This is a genomic window from Mucilaginibacter aquatilis, assembly GCF_009755275.1.
Taxonomy (GTDB): domain Bacteria; phylum Bacteroidota; class Bacteroidia; order Sphingobacteriales; family Sphingobacteriaceae; genus Mucilaginibacter; species Mucilaginibacter aquatilis.
The window spans coordinates 14394-28648 of record NZ_WQLA01000004.1; the positions used below are offsets into that span (position 1 = coordinate 14394).

Sequence of the window (14255 nt, forward strand, 5' to 3'; positions counted from 1 at the left end):
CTACATATAGGCACGAATTAAAATGACGTCACTCGGTGAATACATAATGATTTCACAAATTCGTATAACTCTGCTTTCGCCTTTCAGCCCAAAGTTCTAATTTCGCAGTTTAATAGAAAGAGGAAAAAAATTTTGGATTATTTACAGGGATTGAATCCGCAGCAGAGGGCTGCCGCCGAGCAAATTAACGGACCGGTAATGATTATTGCAGGTGCCGGCTCGGGAAAAACGCGGGTTATTACCTACCGGGTGGCTCACCTTATACATACAGGCGTTGATCCGTTTAATATACTGGTACTAACCTTTACCAACAAAGCCGCTAAAGAAATGCGCGAGCGTATAAGTAAGGTAGTAGGCCCCGAGGCCAAAAACATTTGGATGGGAACTTTCCACTCCGTGTTTGCCAAAATATTGAGAGTTGAGGCTACTAAAATTGGTTACCCAAGCAATTTTACCATTTACGATACCGACGACAGTAAGAGCGTATTAAGGGCCATTTTAAAAGAAATGAACCTCGATGATAAATTATACGCTCCAAATTATGTTTACGGGCGTATATCGGCTGCTAAAAACAATCTGGTGTCATGGTCAGAGTATCAGCAAAATGAGCAAATACAGGCTGACGACTTTTCAAATGGTCGTGGTCATTTAGGTAAGGTTTATGAAATGTATGCCCAGCGCTGCTTTAAAAGCGGTGCCATGGATTTTGATGACCTTTTATTCCAAACCAACCGCCTGCTAAAAGAACATACTGATGTACTATATAAGTATCAGAATAAGTTTAAGTATTTAATGGTGGATGAGTATCAGGATACCAACTTTTCGCAATATCTCATTGTAAAAAAACTCGCTGCTATAAATGAAAACCTTTGTGTTGTGGGTGATGATGCGCAAAGTATCTATGCTTTCCGCGGTGCAAACATCCAAAACATACTCAACTTCGAAAAAGATTATCCAGATTTGAAAGTGTTCAAGCTGGAGCAAAACTACCGCTCAACGCAAAACATTGTTAATGTTGCCAACAGCATCATATCAAACAATAAAGAGCAGCTTAAAAAGAACGTTTTTTCGGAGAAAGATCACGGCGATAAAATTAAGGTGATACGTGCTTACAGTGATAATGAAGAAGGCAAGACTATTGCCGAAGCCATTATGCAAGACCGTAGCACAAAAGGTATGAAATGGAACGACTTTGCCATTTTATACCGCACCAACGCCCAATCGCGTTCTATGGAGGAAGGTTTGCGCAAGCTAAATATTCCGTATAAAATTTATGGCGGCTTGTCGTTCTATCAACGTAAAGAGATCAAGGATTTAATTGCCTACTTCAGGCTAACCTTCAACCCAAACGACGAGGAAGCACTTAAGCGCGTAATCAATTATCCTAAACGTGCTATTGGCGATACCACCGTAGACAGGATTATTTTGGCCGCCGGCCAAAATGATACTACCCTATGGGAAATTGTTAAAGAACCAGCCAAGTATATTGACGGGCGTAGCACAGCTGCTGTAGCAACGTTTTCAACCCTTATACAAAGCTTTCAGGTAATTGCGCAAACGCTGAGTGCTTATGATGCAGCTTTGCATATTGCACAGCATTCGGGTTTGTTGAAAGATTTATATGAAGACAAATCGGTTGAGGGCCTTAATCGCTACGAAAACATACAGGAACTACTCAATGGTATCAAGGAATTTTCAGAACGTGAAGATATTGAAGAGCGCGGTCTGGATATTTTTATGCAGGATGTGGCCCTGTTGACTAATGACGATAACGACAAAAATCCAAATGCCGATACCGTTTCATTAATGACCATACACGCATCAAAAGGACTTGAGTTTCCGCAGGTATACGTGGTTGGTTTGGAAGAAAACCTGTTTCCTTCGCAAATGTCACTTAACTCGCGTACCGACCTGGAAGAGGAACGCCGCCTGTTTTACGTGGCCGTTACCCGTGCCGAAAGTAAGTTGACTATAAGCTATGCTACATCGCGCTTTAAATTCGGCACATTAATTAACTGCGAACCGAGCCGGTTTTTAGATGAAATTGATGCTCAGTACCTGGAGTTAGACTTTAAGGCTAAACAACAAACCGGTAACCCGTTTTTTGATGATGACCGCAAAGCATGGAATCGTAATAGTGATACGTTTTCGAAGCCAAAGGCGGCTGCATCGCCAACGCCTGCAAAGGTTAAAACCACATCTCTGTTAGCTAAAGCACACGTACCTTCGGCAGGCTTTGCCCCTTCTGACACATCAAACCTGCAAGTGGGAATGGAGGTAGAGCATGAACGTTTTGGTTACGGTAAAGTGATAAACCTTGAAGGCAATAAGCCAGATATCAAGGCCACTATATTTTTCAAAGAAATTGGCAACAAGCAACTACTGTTAAAATTTGCCAAATTGCGAATAGTTGAGTAATTGATTTGAAGTAATTATTAAAAAGGCCGCCGTTTTGTAGCGGCCTTTTTAATAACGCCATGTTTTCATTTTAATTAAAATTTTTTACGGCTAAATTATTCTGCAAACTTGTGCTTAAAGCTCAATTTGCTATATAAGCAACAGCTGGTAAAAAGCACCCCATTTTGAGTAAGATATCAGTTCTAAATTTCCCGCATTTGTGGAATTAATTCAACACCCTTAACTGAAAGGATTATTCATATTGCCTTTTTGTTACATTAATGCTAACTTTTGGTTGTTGGCATATGCTTTGAATTATTAGCCGTAACACCCCCTTTCCCCTTCGGTGTTTAAACTTTTTATGAGCCCATTAATTAACAACAAAGCGGTGAATTCAGTAGGAAATAACATCCGCACATTACGTCATCAACGTGGCTGGAGCCAGGAAGATGTAGCCAACAGATTAGGCATATCTATACCAGCCTTTTCAAAAATTGAGACCGGTATTACTGATGTAAATCTTTCGCGATTAGAGCAAATTGCTAATATTTATGAAATCAGCGTAGTACAACTATTAGGTTTAGGCCTTACCGAAACCGAAAAACAGTATTCAAGCATGAGTGCTGCGCAAAAAAAATTAACAGACCGCGAGGCTGAAATTGCTGATTTGCAGCGCAAGGTAATTGAACTGTATGAAGAACTGCACAATAAAAGGTCATATGCAGTATAAGAATATGATGCGTTAACAGATAGACTTAACGCATTTTATATTTTATAAAGGACATAAATAAATTGTACCGTATAAATTGCTTAAACGTAAGTTAAATACGTTTCGTGAAAATCAATTAATACGGTATTTTTATTTTTATTCATTCTAATTACCCTTTTGGAGTAATAATTGTGTCGTAATAAGCTGACTAAAACAAGTTATTATGACTAACTACTTGCTATCCACCTCAAATAATCAGCGCCAAAAATTAGGCACTATTCATGATCCGGATACAAAGCTCAAAGTAACAGTTGTTGATTTATTAACAGCGCCGTTTAAGCCAAGTAAAGGTGAGGTAAGATTTTTCGTTACCGATGGTGATACGCAGCTTGCGTTTGAAACCCGTGGTTACAGTAAACATCGTAAAGTTTTGATATTGCAAATGATTGCGTGGTATTGCTTATATTTAGGCTTGATTGAAGCGCAAATACACAGCACATTACCATTATTGCACGCAAGCTGAATAAAGTAGGCAGGTAATTGTTGAAGAGTGATATTACATTCCGGCGCGTTCGGGATTGTGCAGCATATCACTCATATCAATAATTTTGTCGTCAATTTCAGATACACATTTGATCATCATCTGTATACATTCTTCCTGACTCACCAGCCCTTCCCTTTCCAGGTTCATTAACCCTTTGAGAGTTGCTATTGGCCCGCGTACCTGGTGCGATAGATGTGAGGAATATTCCGAAAGCTTTTTATTTTTTAACTGCAAATCTTTGGTGCGCTCATCAATGATTTCTTCTAAGTGATGATTAATCCTGTCCAAGTTATCTTTCTGGTTTGATATCTCGGCATTAAGCTCAGTAAGTTTTTTGTTGGTTTCGGCCTTACGTTTTACGTTACTTGTTAGTAATACAATTACCACAATAAGCAGCGCTGCTAAAACAATGGTACCAATTGCAATGCTCCGTTCATATTTTTGCCTGTCAGTAATACGTTCGTTTTCCCTTCTTAACTCCTCCTGCCTGTATTTAGCCTGAAACAGCGTTAAAGCTGCTGAGTTTCGGGATGCGTATTCAATGCTGTCTTGCTTATAAATGGCCTGCAAATGCAAAAGCGCACGTTCAAAATTCTTTTGTTTTAGTTCGAGCAAGTAAGAGTTATTTTCGAAATCTTTAAGCAATTTTTCGCTTTTGCTTAAAATAGCATAAGCACGCCCCTCTTGTAAACATTGGCGTGCCTTAGCATAATCACTTTCACTGATGTATATTTCAGCTAACGATAAATTGATTTGCGCTACAGGAGAGTTTAAATCTAACCCCTTAGCCAGGCCTAACGAACTAAATAGATATTCCTTAGCCTTATCGGTGTTTCCTATAGATGTGTAAACAACACCTAAGTTTTGCATGGCCGTTACCTTAAGCTCATCGTTATCCAGCTTGTGAATAATTTGGTAACCTTTCATATAATTGTTCAGCGCCTTATTATAATTTGCCTGTAACTGATAAACGTTACCCATATTCAGATATATGGACGCCAGGATATCAAGGTTATCTAACTTAGCCGAATAATAGGAATCACGGGCTTCATTCAAATACTCTAAACACTTATCATAATCGACATATTGATATAGAGTACTTATATTTAGGTAAATACGAACCTCACCTATAGTATTGTTTATCTTTTGATAGTGAGCTAATGCCTCAAAATAGTTTTCTATAGCTTTTTCATTGTTACCTAAATAATGCTCGCCTAACCCTTTAATACGATAGGCTGCTGCTATGCCTTTAGTGAAGTTGATTTTTTTTGCCAGTCTTAAAGCTTTATTAGCATACTTTACGGTTTGTGTAGGATCTGTAAGCCTCACATCAAAACCACGCCCTATAGTGCTCAACACCTCATTTGAATCTTGTTTGCTGGCTAAATGATCGGGAAGTGCATACGCAACGCAACTTATCGCCAGCAACAACAAAAGGGTGAAGAATTTTCTCATTAAACACATATTACGATAACCCAAACCAAATGTTTTAAATATAATAACAAAGCGGGCCAAAAATGAGCAAAAAATTTTTTTTTAAATTTTTTTTGAATGTATAAAAACTTAATTACTTTTGTAGTGTTGCTTTAGGTAACAGATATAAATAACTACTAAACAATTTTTTATGAAAAAGATTTTATTGATCGCCGCATTATTTATTTCAACTGGTATCGTGTCTTCATGTACTAAAGAAAAAGAAGTTGCTCCAACTGTAACCAAGGTAGCAGGTAATACCGAGAGCGATGAAGATAACACTGAGATTGGTGGTGGCGGTTTAGGTACCGGTGACGGTGGTGTTGAGCGTCCGGGCAAACCGTGATAGATGCTAAACAGTACAAACCCAAGTCATAACTTCAAAAAACTCATGAAACGTTTATTTATTTTATCTGCTTTAGTCATCACAGCGGGCATCTCAAAAGCTTCGGCAACACCTGATGTTCGCGTGAGGCCGGGAACAGCTGCTAACACTACGGTTGCAGCTTTAAAACTGGCAGAAGCTAAGGCAGTATTAAGTAAAGCCAGTTCAAAGGGTATAAAAGCCATACTGGGTACAGCTGATGGAGGCAGGTAATATCCTGTATTAACCATTGATTGCCTTGCTTTTAAAGTTGTAATTGGAATAGCTTAAGGTGTGTATGCCAAGCATATTTTAGCCTTAAAATTAAGTATTGTTTAATTATTGCGCAATAACATGTTTATAACTTTAGTCTTATTTACATAAGCGGGTTTAAACGTTGATTTGCAACCATTAATCTTTATCCTCATACGGTGGATGAATTGATTAAGTTTTAGCAGCAGTTTTGTAAACTGCAGCCTGTTTAATAATTCTATATTTGCAGCATTACCAAATGGGCAAAATATGCAAGTTATAAGACAGTATATTGAAGAGCATAAACAACGTATGCTCGATGAGTTATTCGATTTGCTGCGTTTTCCATCGGTTAGCGCCGATCCGAAATACAAGGCTGACGTATTAAAAACAGCCGATTATACGGCAGCCAAACTGCGCGAAGCAGGTGCTGACAATGTGGAAGTTTGCCAAACGGCCGGCTACCCCATAGTATACGGCGAAAAAATTATTGATAGCACAAAGCCAACGGTTTTGGTATACGGACACTATGATGTTCAACCGCCCGATCCGCTTGAGCTTTGGGAAACTCCACCGTTTGAACCTACAGTTCGCGATGGAAAGATATATGCCCGTGGTGCTTGTGATGATAAAGGCCAGTTTTACATGCATGTAAAGGCCTTTGAACTCATGATGCAAACCAATACCCTGCCATGCAACATAAAGTTTATGATTGAAGGCGAGGAAGAAGTTGGATCAAACAACCTGGGCATTTTTGTAAAGGGAAATAGAGAGCGGTTAAAGGCTGATGTTGTATTGATATCAGATACTTCAATGCTTAGCATGGAAACTCCATCTCTGGAAACAGGGTTAAGAGGTCTTTCATACCTTGAGGTTGAAGTTACCGGACCTAACCGCGATTTGCATTCAGGCGTTTATGGCGGTGCGGTAGCAAACCCTGCTACTATACTGTCAAAAATGATTGCCTCCTTGCATGACGAAAATAATCATATAACCATCCCGGGTTTTTATGATGACGTTGTTGAACTTAAAGACAGTGAGAAGGACGCATTAAACTCAGCTCCTTACAATGAGGATGAGTATAAAAAAGATTTAGGTATTGACGAGGTTTGGGGCGAAAAGGGATACAGTACTTTTGAGCGCACCGGCACACGCCCTACTCTTGAAGTAAACGGAATTTGGAGCGGCTATATTGGGGAAGGTGCTAAAACAGTATTACCTTCAAAAGCCAATGCAAAAATTTCGATGAGACTGGTACCTAACCAGGGTTCTGACAAAATCACACAGTTATTTACTGAGCATTTCTCACGCATTGCTCCTCCTTACGTAAAGGTTAAAGTTACACCTCATCATGGTGGTGAGCCCGTTGTTACACCAACCGATAGCGTGGCATATCAGGCAGCCCAAAAGGCCATTACCGAGGCATTTGGTGTTGAACCTGTTCCAACCCGTGGCGGTGGCAGTATACCAATTGTAGCTTTATTTGAAGCAGAACTGGGTGTTAAAACAGTGCTTATGGGCTTTGGTCTTGACAGTGATGCATTGCACTCCCCCAACGAAAAATACGATATATTTAATTACTATAAAGGTATTGAGACTATACCGCTGTTTTACAAAAATTTTGCGGCGCTTAGTTAATCATACAACTAAAATGAATTTGAATTTTGGCTTTAAACCGCATGAACTGAAAACTTTAGTCAATCAATTAATATTATAAGATTAATAATTTGATTGTTTAACTTAATACTACAGTTATGCCTACGTCAAAGAAAAGTTCGAAAAGCGAAGCTTCAAAAGAAATGAGAGATCCGAAAGCTTCAAAACAAGAAAAAAGTGCCGCTGCTAAAGAAATGGCAAGCGACAACAAAAAAAAGAAATAGTTTATGCTATTCCTTTATAAACAAGCCGTGCTCAATAAAAGCACGGCTTGTTTGTTTAGTGCTTTATTGAAATTCCTTGTAAATTGCCGGCATTATGATGCAATGGGAAAAGCTCATCTCGGCAAAACGGTGGGGAATTGATAACGATGAAGTTCAGGATCAGGATAAAGCACGCTCTCAGTTTCAGCGTGATTACGACCGGCTAATATTTTCTTCGCCTTTTCGTCGTCTGCAAAATAAAACACAGGTTTTCCCGCTGCCCGGCAGCGTGTTTGTTCACAACCGTCTTACTCACAGTCTCGAGGTTGCCAGTGTTGGTCGCTCATTAGGCGCCATATTTTATAACAACCTTAAAAAACAAGATAGCAAAGTAGATGAACGCCTGCCACTCATCAGTGAGGTTGGCAATATGGTTGCGGCAGCATGCCTGGCGCATGATATGGGCAACCCGGCCTTTGGCCATTCGGGCGAATCGGCTTTGTCGCGCTATTTTACTGACGGTGATGGCAGTGTTTATCGCTCGCAGCTTAGTGACGAGCAATGGCACGACTTTACGCACTTTGAGGGCAACGCTAATGCATTGCGCATACTTACACATCCCTTTTATGGCAAGGGAAACGGTGCTTTTGCGTTAACTTACACCACCTTGGCATCCATTGTTAAGTACCCTTGCGATGCTATTGCCGGCCATGTTAAAGGCAATATTCATCAAAAAAAATATGGTTTTTTTCAGTCCGAACAAGCTAGCTTTCAAACTATAGCTACCGAACTTGGCATAATCAAGGCTCATGATCATCCATTAATCTACAAACGCCATCCACTTGTTTACTTAGTTGAGGCGGCCGATGATATTTGCTATAATATCATCGACCTCGAAGATGCGCATCGACTTAAAATATTAACTTACGATAAGATACAGGAGTTATTGTTGCCGCTGTGCAATAGCTCGCGCATGGGCAAATGGCTGGAAGATGAGTTTGAAGATGAAGATGCCAAAGTAAGTATTATGCGCGCCAAGGCAATAAACAATCTTATAACCGCCTGCTCCGAGGTATTTATGGACAATCAGCAAGCTATGCTCAGTGGCAATTTTAACATGGGTTTAACTGATGCTTTGCCCGAGCCATTCCAAACACCGTGGAAAGCCATCAGTAAAATATCAGTTGAAAAAATATACAATTACCAATCAGTAGTTCAAATTGAGGTAGCGGGCTATAAAGTAATGGGTGGTTTACTGGAAGAATTTATACCTGCAGTAATGCACAACAACACGCATTACCATCAAAAACTTGTAAAGCTTATTCCAAAGCAATTCATCACCAAAAACACTGATGTGTATTCAAAAATTCAGAGTGTGCTTGACTTTGTTTCTGGTATGACCGATTTGTATGCAGTTGAGCTATATCGTAATATAAAAGGCATATCGTTTCCGGCAATACATTAAGTGTTCATCACTAAACCTGTCAGTGCCGGCATTCCTATGTATTATAGTAACTTACAAGCTTATCAAAGTATTTGAGTACTTAATGCGCAATGTGCTACCGATATTTTTGTGTGATTACTAAAAATTTACACATTTGCAGCAATTATTTTACCCGTACCCACACAAATTAGTTTATATTTGCGTTACCCGTATATAATATATTTATTAACTTACCGAATCGGGCGCTGCTTATATCCAATGCTTTTAATTAAAAGTACAGCGCCGAACTAAAATTTTACTCAAAACAATTACATGGCTGCAAAAAATACGCCTGGAGAATTTGATTATAACTCAACCCGAAGCAAATTACTTTTAACCGAATATGGCCGCAATGTACAAAACATGGTAAAGTACATTGTGAACCTGCCAACCAAAGAAGAGCGTAATCGTTACGCAAATGTGGTTATTGAGCTTATGGGCTTTTTAAACCCGCACTTGCGAGATGTGGCCGATTTTAAGCATAAACTATGGGATCACCTGCACATTATATCTGATTATAAGATTGATGTGGATTCTCCCTACCCTTTACCCTCACCCGAAGCTATACACCTTAAGCCCGAACCGTTAGGCTATCCTAACCAGCGGATACGTTTTAAGCATTATGGTAAAACCATTGAGCTGATGATTGCTAAGGCTAAAAGCATTGAAGAACCGGCACGCAAGCAACACATGGTACAAGCTATAGCCAATTTTATGAAAATGGCTTATGTACAATGGAATAAGGATTCAGTTAGTGACGAGATTATTTTAAACGACCTTTATGAACTTTCAAAAGGGGAGCTTAAATTGGAAGATAACGTAAACCTGAACAAGGTTGAGTACCGTACACCTGTTCAAAACGCACGCAATAACAACCCTCGCAACAACCAGCAAAACCGTGGCGGAGGTCAGCAAAACCGTGGTGGAGGCCAGCAAAACCGTGGCGGAGGACAACAAAACCGTAACAATAACCAAAACCGTAACAACGGCGGCTCAAGAAAATATTAGTAAGCCAAAAACAAGAGCTAAGAGCCAAGAACCAAGATTTCATTTTAGAGTCTTTGTTTTTGGCTCTTTTTGTTGAAGAGACAATCGCTTTGGATATTTCTTCCATTCCTTGTTCTGGCCCGTTGATTCTTGTCTCTCTGTTAAAAGCTCTTGTTTCTTGCTACTCTTTTAAACATCTTTGCAAACAAAATAAACCGGTGATAGTGTCTGTTAAACACTATATAGATTTTTTATGAAGAATGCTTTCGAAATTGTAGGTGGTAAAAAACTTAAAGGCGAAATTACACCTCAGGGTGCGAAAAACGAAGCCTTGCAAATCATATCGGCCGTATTGCTAACAGCCGATAAGATAACCATCAGCAACATACCTGATATAAAAGACGTTAATAAGCTTATTGAATTGCTTGGCGACATGGGTGTCAAAATTGAGCGCCTTGCACCCGATACCTATACTTTTGAGGCAAGTAACATTAATCTTGACTTTTTTCAATCGGCCGAGTTTAAAGCTAAAGGTGGCAGCCTGCGTGGTTCCATCATGATTGTTGGTCCGTTACTGGCCCGCTTTGGCAAAGCCTCCATACCTAAACCGGGAGGAGACAAAATTGGCCGCCGTAGATTAGATACGCACTTCTTGGGCTTTGAAAAACTGGGTGCGCGCTTTGATTATAATCCTGAAGACGGTTTCTTCCGCGTAGATGCCTCAGACCTCAAAGGTACTTACATTTTACTTGATGAGGCCTCTGTAACCGGTACAGCCAATATTGTTATGGCAGCAGTACTGGCTAAAGGTACAACTACCATTTACAATGCAGCCTGCGAACCTTACCTGCAACAACTTTGTAAAATGCTTAACCGCATGGGTGCAAAAATTACCGGTATTGGTTCTAACCTTTTAACAATCGAAGGCGTTACCGAACTGCATGGCACAGAACACCGCATGCTGCCAGATATGATTGAAATTGGTTCATTCATTGGTTTGGCTGCTATGACCGGTTCTGAAATTACCATTAAAGACGTCCAGTATAAAGAGCTTGGTATTATCCCAGATGTTTTCAGGCGCTTGGGTATTAAAATGGAACTGCGTGGTGATGATATTTTCATCCCGTCACAAGACCATTATGAAATCGAAACTTTCATTGATGGTTCAATTATGACCATAGCCGATGCACCATGGCCGGGCTTCACCCCTGATTTGTTAAGCATTGTACTAGTTGTAGCCATACAGGCTAAAGGATCTGTGCTTATTCATCAAAAAATGTTTGAAAGCCGCCTGTTCTTTGTAGATAAATTGTTAGACATGGGCGCGCAAATTATTCTTTGTGATCCGCACCGCGCTACAGTAATTGGCTTAGATAATCAGGTTAAATTGCGTGGTATTTCAATGACCTCCCCTGATATTCGTGCCGGTGTTTCATTACTTATAGCTGCATTATCTGCACAAGGTAAATCAACTATTTACAACATTGAGCAAATTGAACGCGGCTACCAACATATTGACGAGCGACTAAAAGCATTGGGAGCCGATATAACGCGTATCTGATAAACTCAACAGATACGTTATATCTAAAACCACTGCTTGTTCACCATCAGGCAGTGGTTTTTTTGTTTTTACCTATTCTAATTTCACATAAGCATGCTTACCCAGGCACTCAACCTTTACAAAACAGCATACAGCGGCCTTGCGCGTAGTAGCTGGAACTTATCACTGGTATTGTTGGTAAACCGCAGTGGTACTATGGTACTTCCGTTCATGACAATTTATTGTACGCAACATCTGCATTTCACTATTGCCGAGGCAGGTATCGTAATGTCAATGTTTGGCTTTGGCTCGCTTGCCGGAGCTTTCTTGGGTGGAAAACTTACCGATAGGTACGGATTTTATGATGTGCAATTTGGTGCATTATTAAGTGGAGGCGCATTATTTTTAGTTCTTGGTTTTCAGCAAAGCCTGGTGGGGGTTTGTATCAACTCATTCATTTTAAGCTTATGTAACGATGCCTTCAGACCAGCCAACTCAACTGCCGTAGCACATTACAGTACAACCGAAACACGCACACGGTCTTACTCATTAAATCGGCTCGCTGTAAATTTAGGTTGGGCCGTTGGTGGTGCCGTTGGTGGATTTATAGCATCTGTAAATTATAGTCTGTTGTTTTGGGTTGATGGCTTTACCAATATATTTTCGGCTCTGCTGCTTGTTAAGTTGATGCCGCGTTCGGGCGCAATCAAAAGCGCAGCCAGTAAGGTAATGCATACAGTAAAAGCAGCATCAGCATATAAAGATGTGCCCTACCTCCTGTTCCTGCTTTTTACTACATTGTTTGCAATTTGCTTCTTTCAGTTTTTTACCATACAGCCTGTTTTCTTTAAAACGCACTGGCACTATAGTGAAATGTTTATCGGCTTCCTTATGTCGATGAACGGTTTGCTGATTATTCTTATTGAAATGGTTTTAGTGCATAAACTGGATGGACGGCATCATCCATTAGTATACATACCCTTTGGTGTATTACTCACGGGCGCAGGGTTTGCCCTAACTAATATATTACCAGGAGTTGCGTTTACAGGCGTATTAATTATTGTTTTTTTAACCATAGGCGAAATTTTAAGTATGCCGTTTATGAACGCCTTTTGGATATCAAGGGCCGGAGAAGGCAATACCGGGCAATACGCCGGGCTGTATAGCATGGCATGGTCAACCGCACAAATTTTGGCACCTGCAATGGGTAGCTTTTTGGTTGATTTTAATGGGTATAGCTTTTTATGGTGGGCGCTGGGAATAATAAGTATAGCATCGGCCGCGGGGTTTGCATCATTGTATGCTTACCGCTTTAAACCACAACGCGGCAACGTAATAAAAGCAGCTGATGTAAACCCAACGTAATTTAAATGGTTATCTAAGTATGATTAAAGCGCTAATACTTGATTTAGATAACACCATTTACCCGGTAAGCTCAATAGGCAATGAACTTTTTGAGCCGTTATTGCAACTTTTAGAAGAGAGCAAGCCTCAAATTGCTGACGAAAAAATTAAGCAGATTAAAGCAGAGATTATGAGAAGGGCGTGGCAGAAAGTGGCAGACGATTTTGACCTGAGCGCTGAGCTAAAACAAACCGGCACCGAACTACTGCGTGAGTTGACTTATGATAAGCCAATGCAAACTTTTGCTGATTATAAGGAAGTGAAGTTAATTGACCTTGCTAAGTTTTTGGTAACTATGGGTTTTACCAATATGCAACAAAGCAAGGTTGAGCAACTCAACATCACCAACGATTTTACGGAAATACACATTAACGACCCCGAGTTGACTAAAGACACAAAAAAAGAAGTTTTTCAGGATATTATGCTTAAATATACCTTTAAACCTCAGGAAATTTTGGTTATTGGCGACGATCCTGAATCAGAGATAAAAGCTGCACTTGATTTAGGTATACCAACGGTGTTGTATGACCGCAACAGTTCGTATGCTCAGCAGAAAGCTGATCATCGCATCAGTAATTTTAAAGAATTACCCAAAGTTATTGAGCAGTACGCTTAAGCCTCGTGCTTTAATACGCCAACAGTTACCAGCAACTGCCCAAGATGCCGCATAGTATGCTCAGCGGCATGAGTGTACAATCCAATTACGGTTGATGGCAGTTGCGCACGCCCAACACCTCTAAATTCAATAAGAGTTTGGGGGTCTTGGGTTTTTATTTGCTCTAAAGCTAAATCTATTTGGTTCGAAAACGATTGAACCAACCCAGCTACTGTAATGCCGTTCGCGTTTGCATTACCCTCGGCTGCAAGGTAATTCAATTGCTGCTCGCTAAGTTCATCTTGCCGAATGTAAGTGAATAGCCTATCAAGCACACCGGTTAAATGCTGCAAATGGAATGCAGGCGATGCAAGGTTAGCTGGTTTAGTCCACAATTGCTGCTCGGGAAATCCATTCATTAACTCTGCAATTTCTTCCCTGGCTTGCAGTAAAGCATGCGCCACGGGCTGTAATAACGCCGGAACATCATCAAGTGGTCCGCGCAGCCACACCTCTGGTTGTTTACTTTTCATACTGTAAAATTATGCTAAACTATACAATAGCGTATCATTTCAATCTAACATGATATGTGTATTGATGGTTAAACAGCCATTTACAAGTATAAACATAGGTGTGGTATAGCAATTG

At 40.2% G+C, this 14255-nt stretch carries 14 protein-coding genes; 12 read left to right on the forward strand and 2 right to left on the reverse strand.

Going from position 1 to position 14255, the window contains the following annotated elements:
• Window positions 1–132: 132 nt before the first annotated feature.
• The 3 genes from GO816_RS11025 (at window position 133) to GO816_RS11035 (ending at window position 3629) form a co-directional block, all read left to right on the forward strand.
• Complete coding sequence (locus GO816_RS11025) at window positions 133–2418, forward strand: ATP-dependent helicase (RefSeq protein ID WP_157541986.1); 2286 nt, start codon at window positions 133–135, stop codon at window positions 2416–2418.
• A gap of 367 nt (window positions 2419–2785) precedes the next feature.
• Complete coding sequence (locus tag GO816_RS11030) at window positions 2786–3127, forward strand: helix-turn-helix domain-containing protein (protein WP_394350662.1); 342 nt, start codon at window positions 2786–2788, stop codon at window positions 3125–3127.
• A 202-nt stretch (window positions 3128–3329) separates the two neighbouring features.
• Window positions 3330–3629 (forward strand): hypothetical protein, encoded by a 300-nt coding sequence (locus GO816_RS11035; RefSeq protein WP_157541988.1) that lies wholly within the window; start codon window positions 3330–3332, stop codon window positions 3627–3629.
• Window positions 3630–3662: 33 nt separating this feature from the next.
• On the opposite strand, the gene GO816_RS11040 is transcribed toward GO816_RS11035, so the two are convergent.
• Window positions 3663–5105 carry a tetratricopeptide repeat protein gene (locus GO816_RS11040; RefSeq protein ID WP_198171497.1) on the reverse strand — a complete coding sequence of 481 codons (1443 nt, stop codon included), beginning with the start codon at window positions 5103–5105 and terminating at the stop codon, window positions 3663–3665.
• A gap of 169 nt (window positions 5106–5274) precedes the next feature.
• Here GO816_RS11040 and GO816_RS11045 point away from each other — a divergent pair, with 169 nt between their 5' ends.
• The 9 genes from GO816_RS11045 (at window position 5275) to GO816_RS11080 (ending at window position 13628) form a co-directional block, all read left to right on the forward strand.
• On the forward strand, window positions 5275–5469 hold the full coding sequence (locus tag GO816_RS11045) for a hypothetical protein (RefSeq protein ID WP_157541990.1): 195 nt from the start codon (window positions 5275–5277) through the stop codon (window positions 5467–5469).
• A gap of 45 nt (window positions 5470–5514) precedes the next feature.
• On the forward strand, window positions 5515–5721 hold the full coding sequence (locus tag GO816_RS11050; RefSeq protein WP_157541991.1) for a hypothetical protein: 207 nt from the start codon (window positions 5515–5517) through the stop codon (window positions 5719–5721).
• Window positions 5722–6009: 288 nt separating this feature from the next.
• On the forward strand, window positions 6010–7377 hold the full coding sequence (locus GO816_RS11055) for a dipeptidase (RefSeq protein WP_157541992.1): 1368 nt from the start codon (window positions 6010–6012) through the stop codon (window positions 7375–7377).
• A gap of 116 nt (window positions 7378–7493) precedes the next feature.
• Window positions 7494–7619: a hypothetical protein gene (locus GO816_RS18910; protein WP_262884869.1), complete on the forward strand. Its 126-nt coding sequence runs from the start codon at window positions 7494–7496 to the stop codon at window positions 7617–7619.
• Window positions 7620–7716: 97 nt separating this feature from the next.
• Entirely contained in the window at window positions 7717–9063 is a 1347-nt protein-coding gene (locus tag GO816_RS11060) for a deoxyguanosinetriphosphate triphosphohydrolase (protein ID WP_198171515.1), read from the forward strand.
• Between the two features lie 291 nt (window positions 9064–9354).
• Complete coding sequence (locus GO816_RS11065; RefSeq protein WP_157541994.1) at window positions 9355–10089, forward strand: DUF4290 domain-containing protein; 735 nt, start codon at window positions 9355–9357, stop codon at window positions 10087–10089.
• 232 nt (window positions 10090–10321) lie between these two features.
• A complete protein-coding gene (gene murA / locus GO816_RS11070; protein ID WP_157541995.1) occupies window positions 10322–11629 on the forward strand; it encodes a UDP-N-acetylglucosamine 1-carboxyvinyltransferase in 1308 nt (435 codons plus the stop codon).
• Window positions 11630–11722: 93 nt separating this feature from the next.
• Window positions 11723–12973, forward strand: coding sequence for an MFS transporter (locus GO816_RS11075; protein WP_157541996.1), 1251 nt, complete (start codon window positions 11723–11725; stop codon window positions 12971–12973).
• Between the two features lie 19 nt (window positions 12974–12992).
• Complete coding sequence (locus GO816_RS11080; protein ID WP_157541997.1) at window positions 12993–13628, forward strand: HAD family hydrolase; 636 nt, start codon at window positions 12993–12995, stop codon at window positions 13626–13628.
• Here the strand turns inward: GO816_RS11080 and GO816_RS11085 are convergent.
• Window positions 13625–14140, reverse strand: a complete 516-nt coding sequence (locus tag GO816_RS11085; protein WP_157541998.1) for a DinB family protein — start codon at window positions 14138–14140, stop codon at window positions 13625–13627. The genes GO816_RS11080 and GO816_RS11085 overlap by 4 nt on opposite strands.
• Between the last annotated feature and the right edge of the window lie 115 nt (window positions 14141–14255).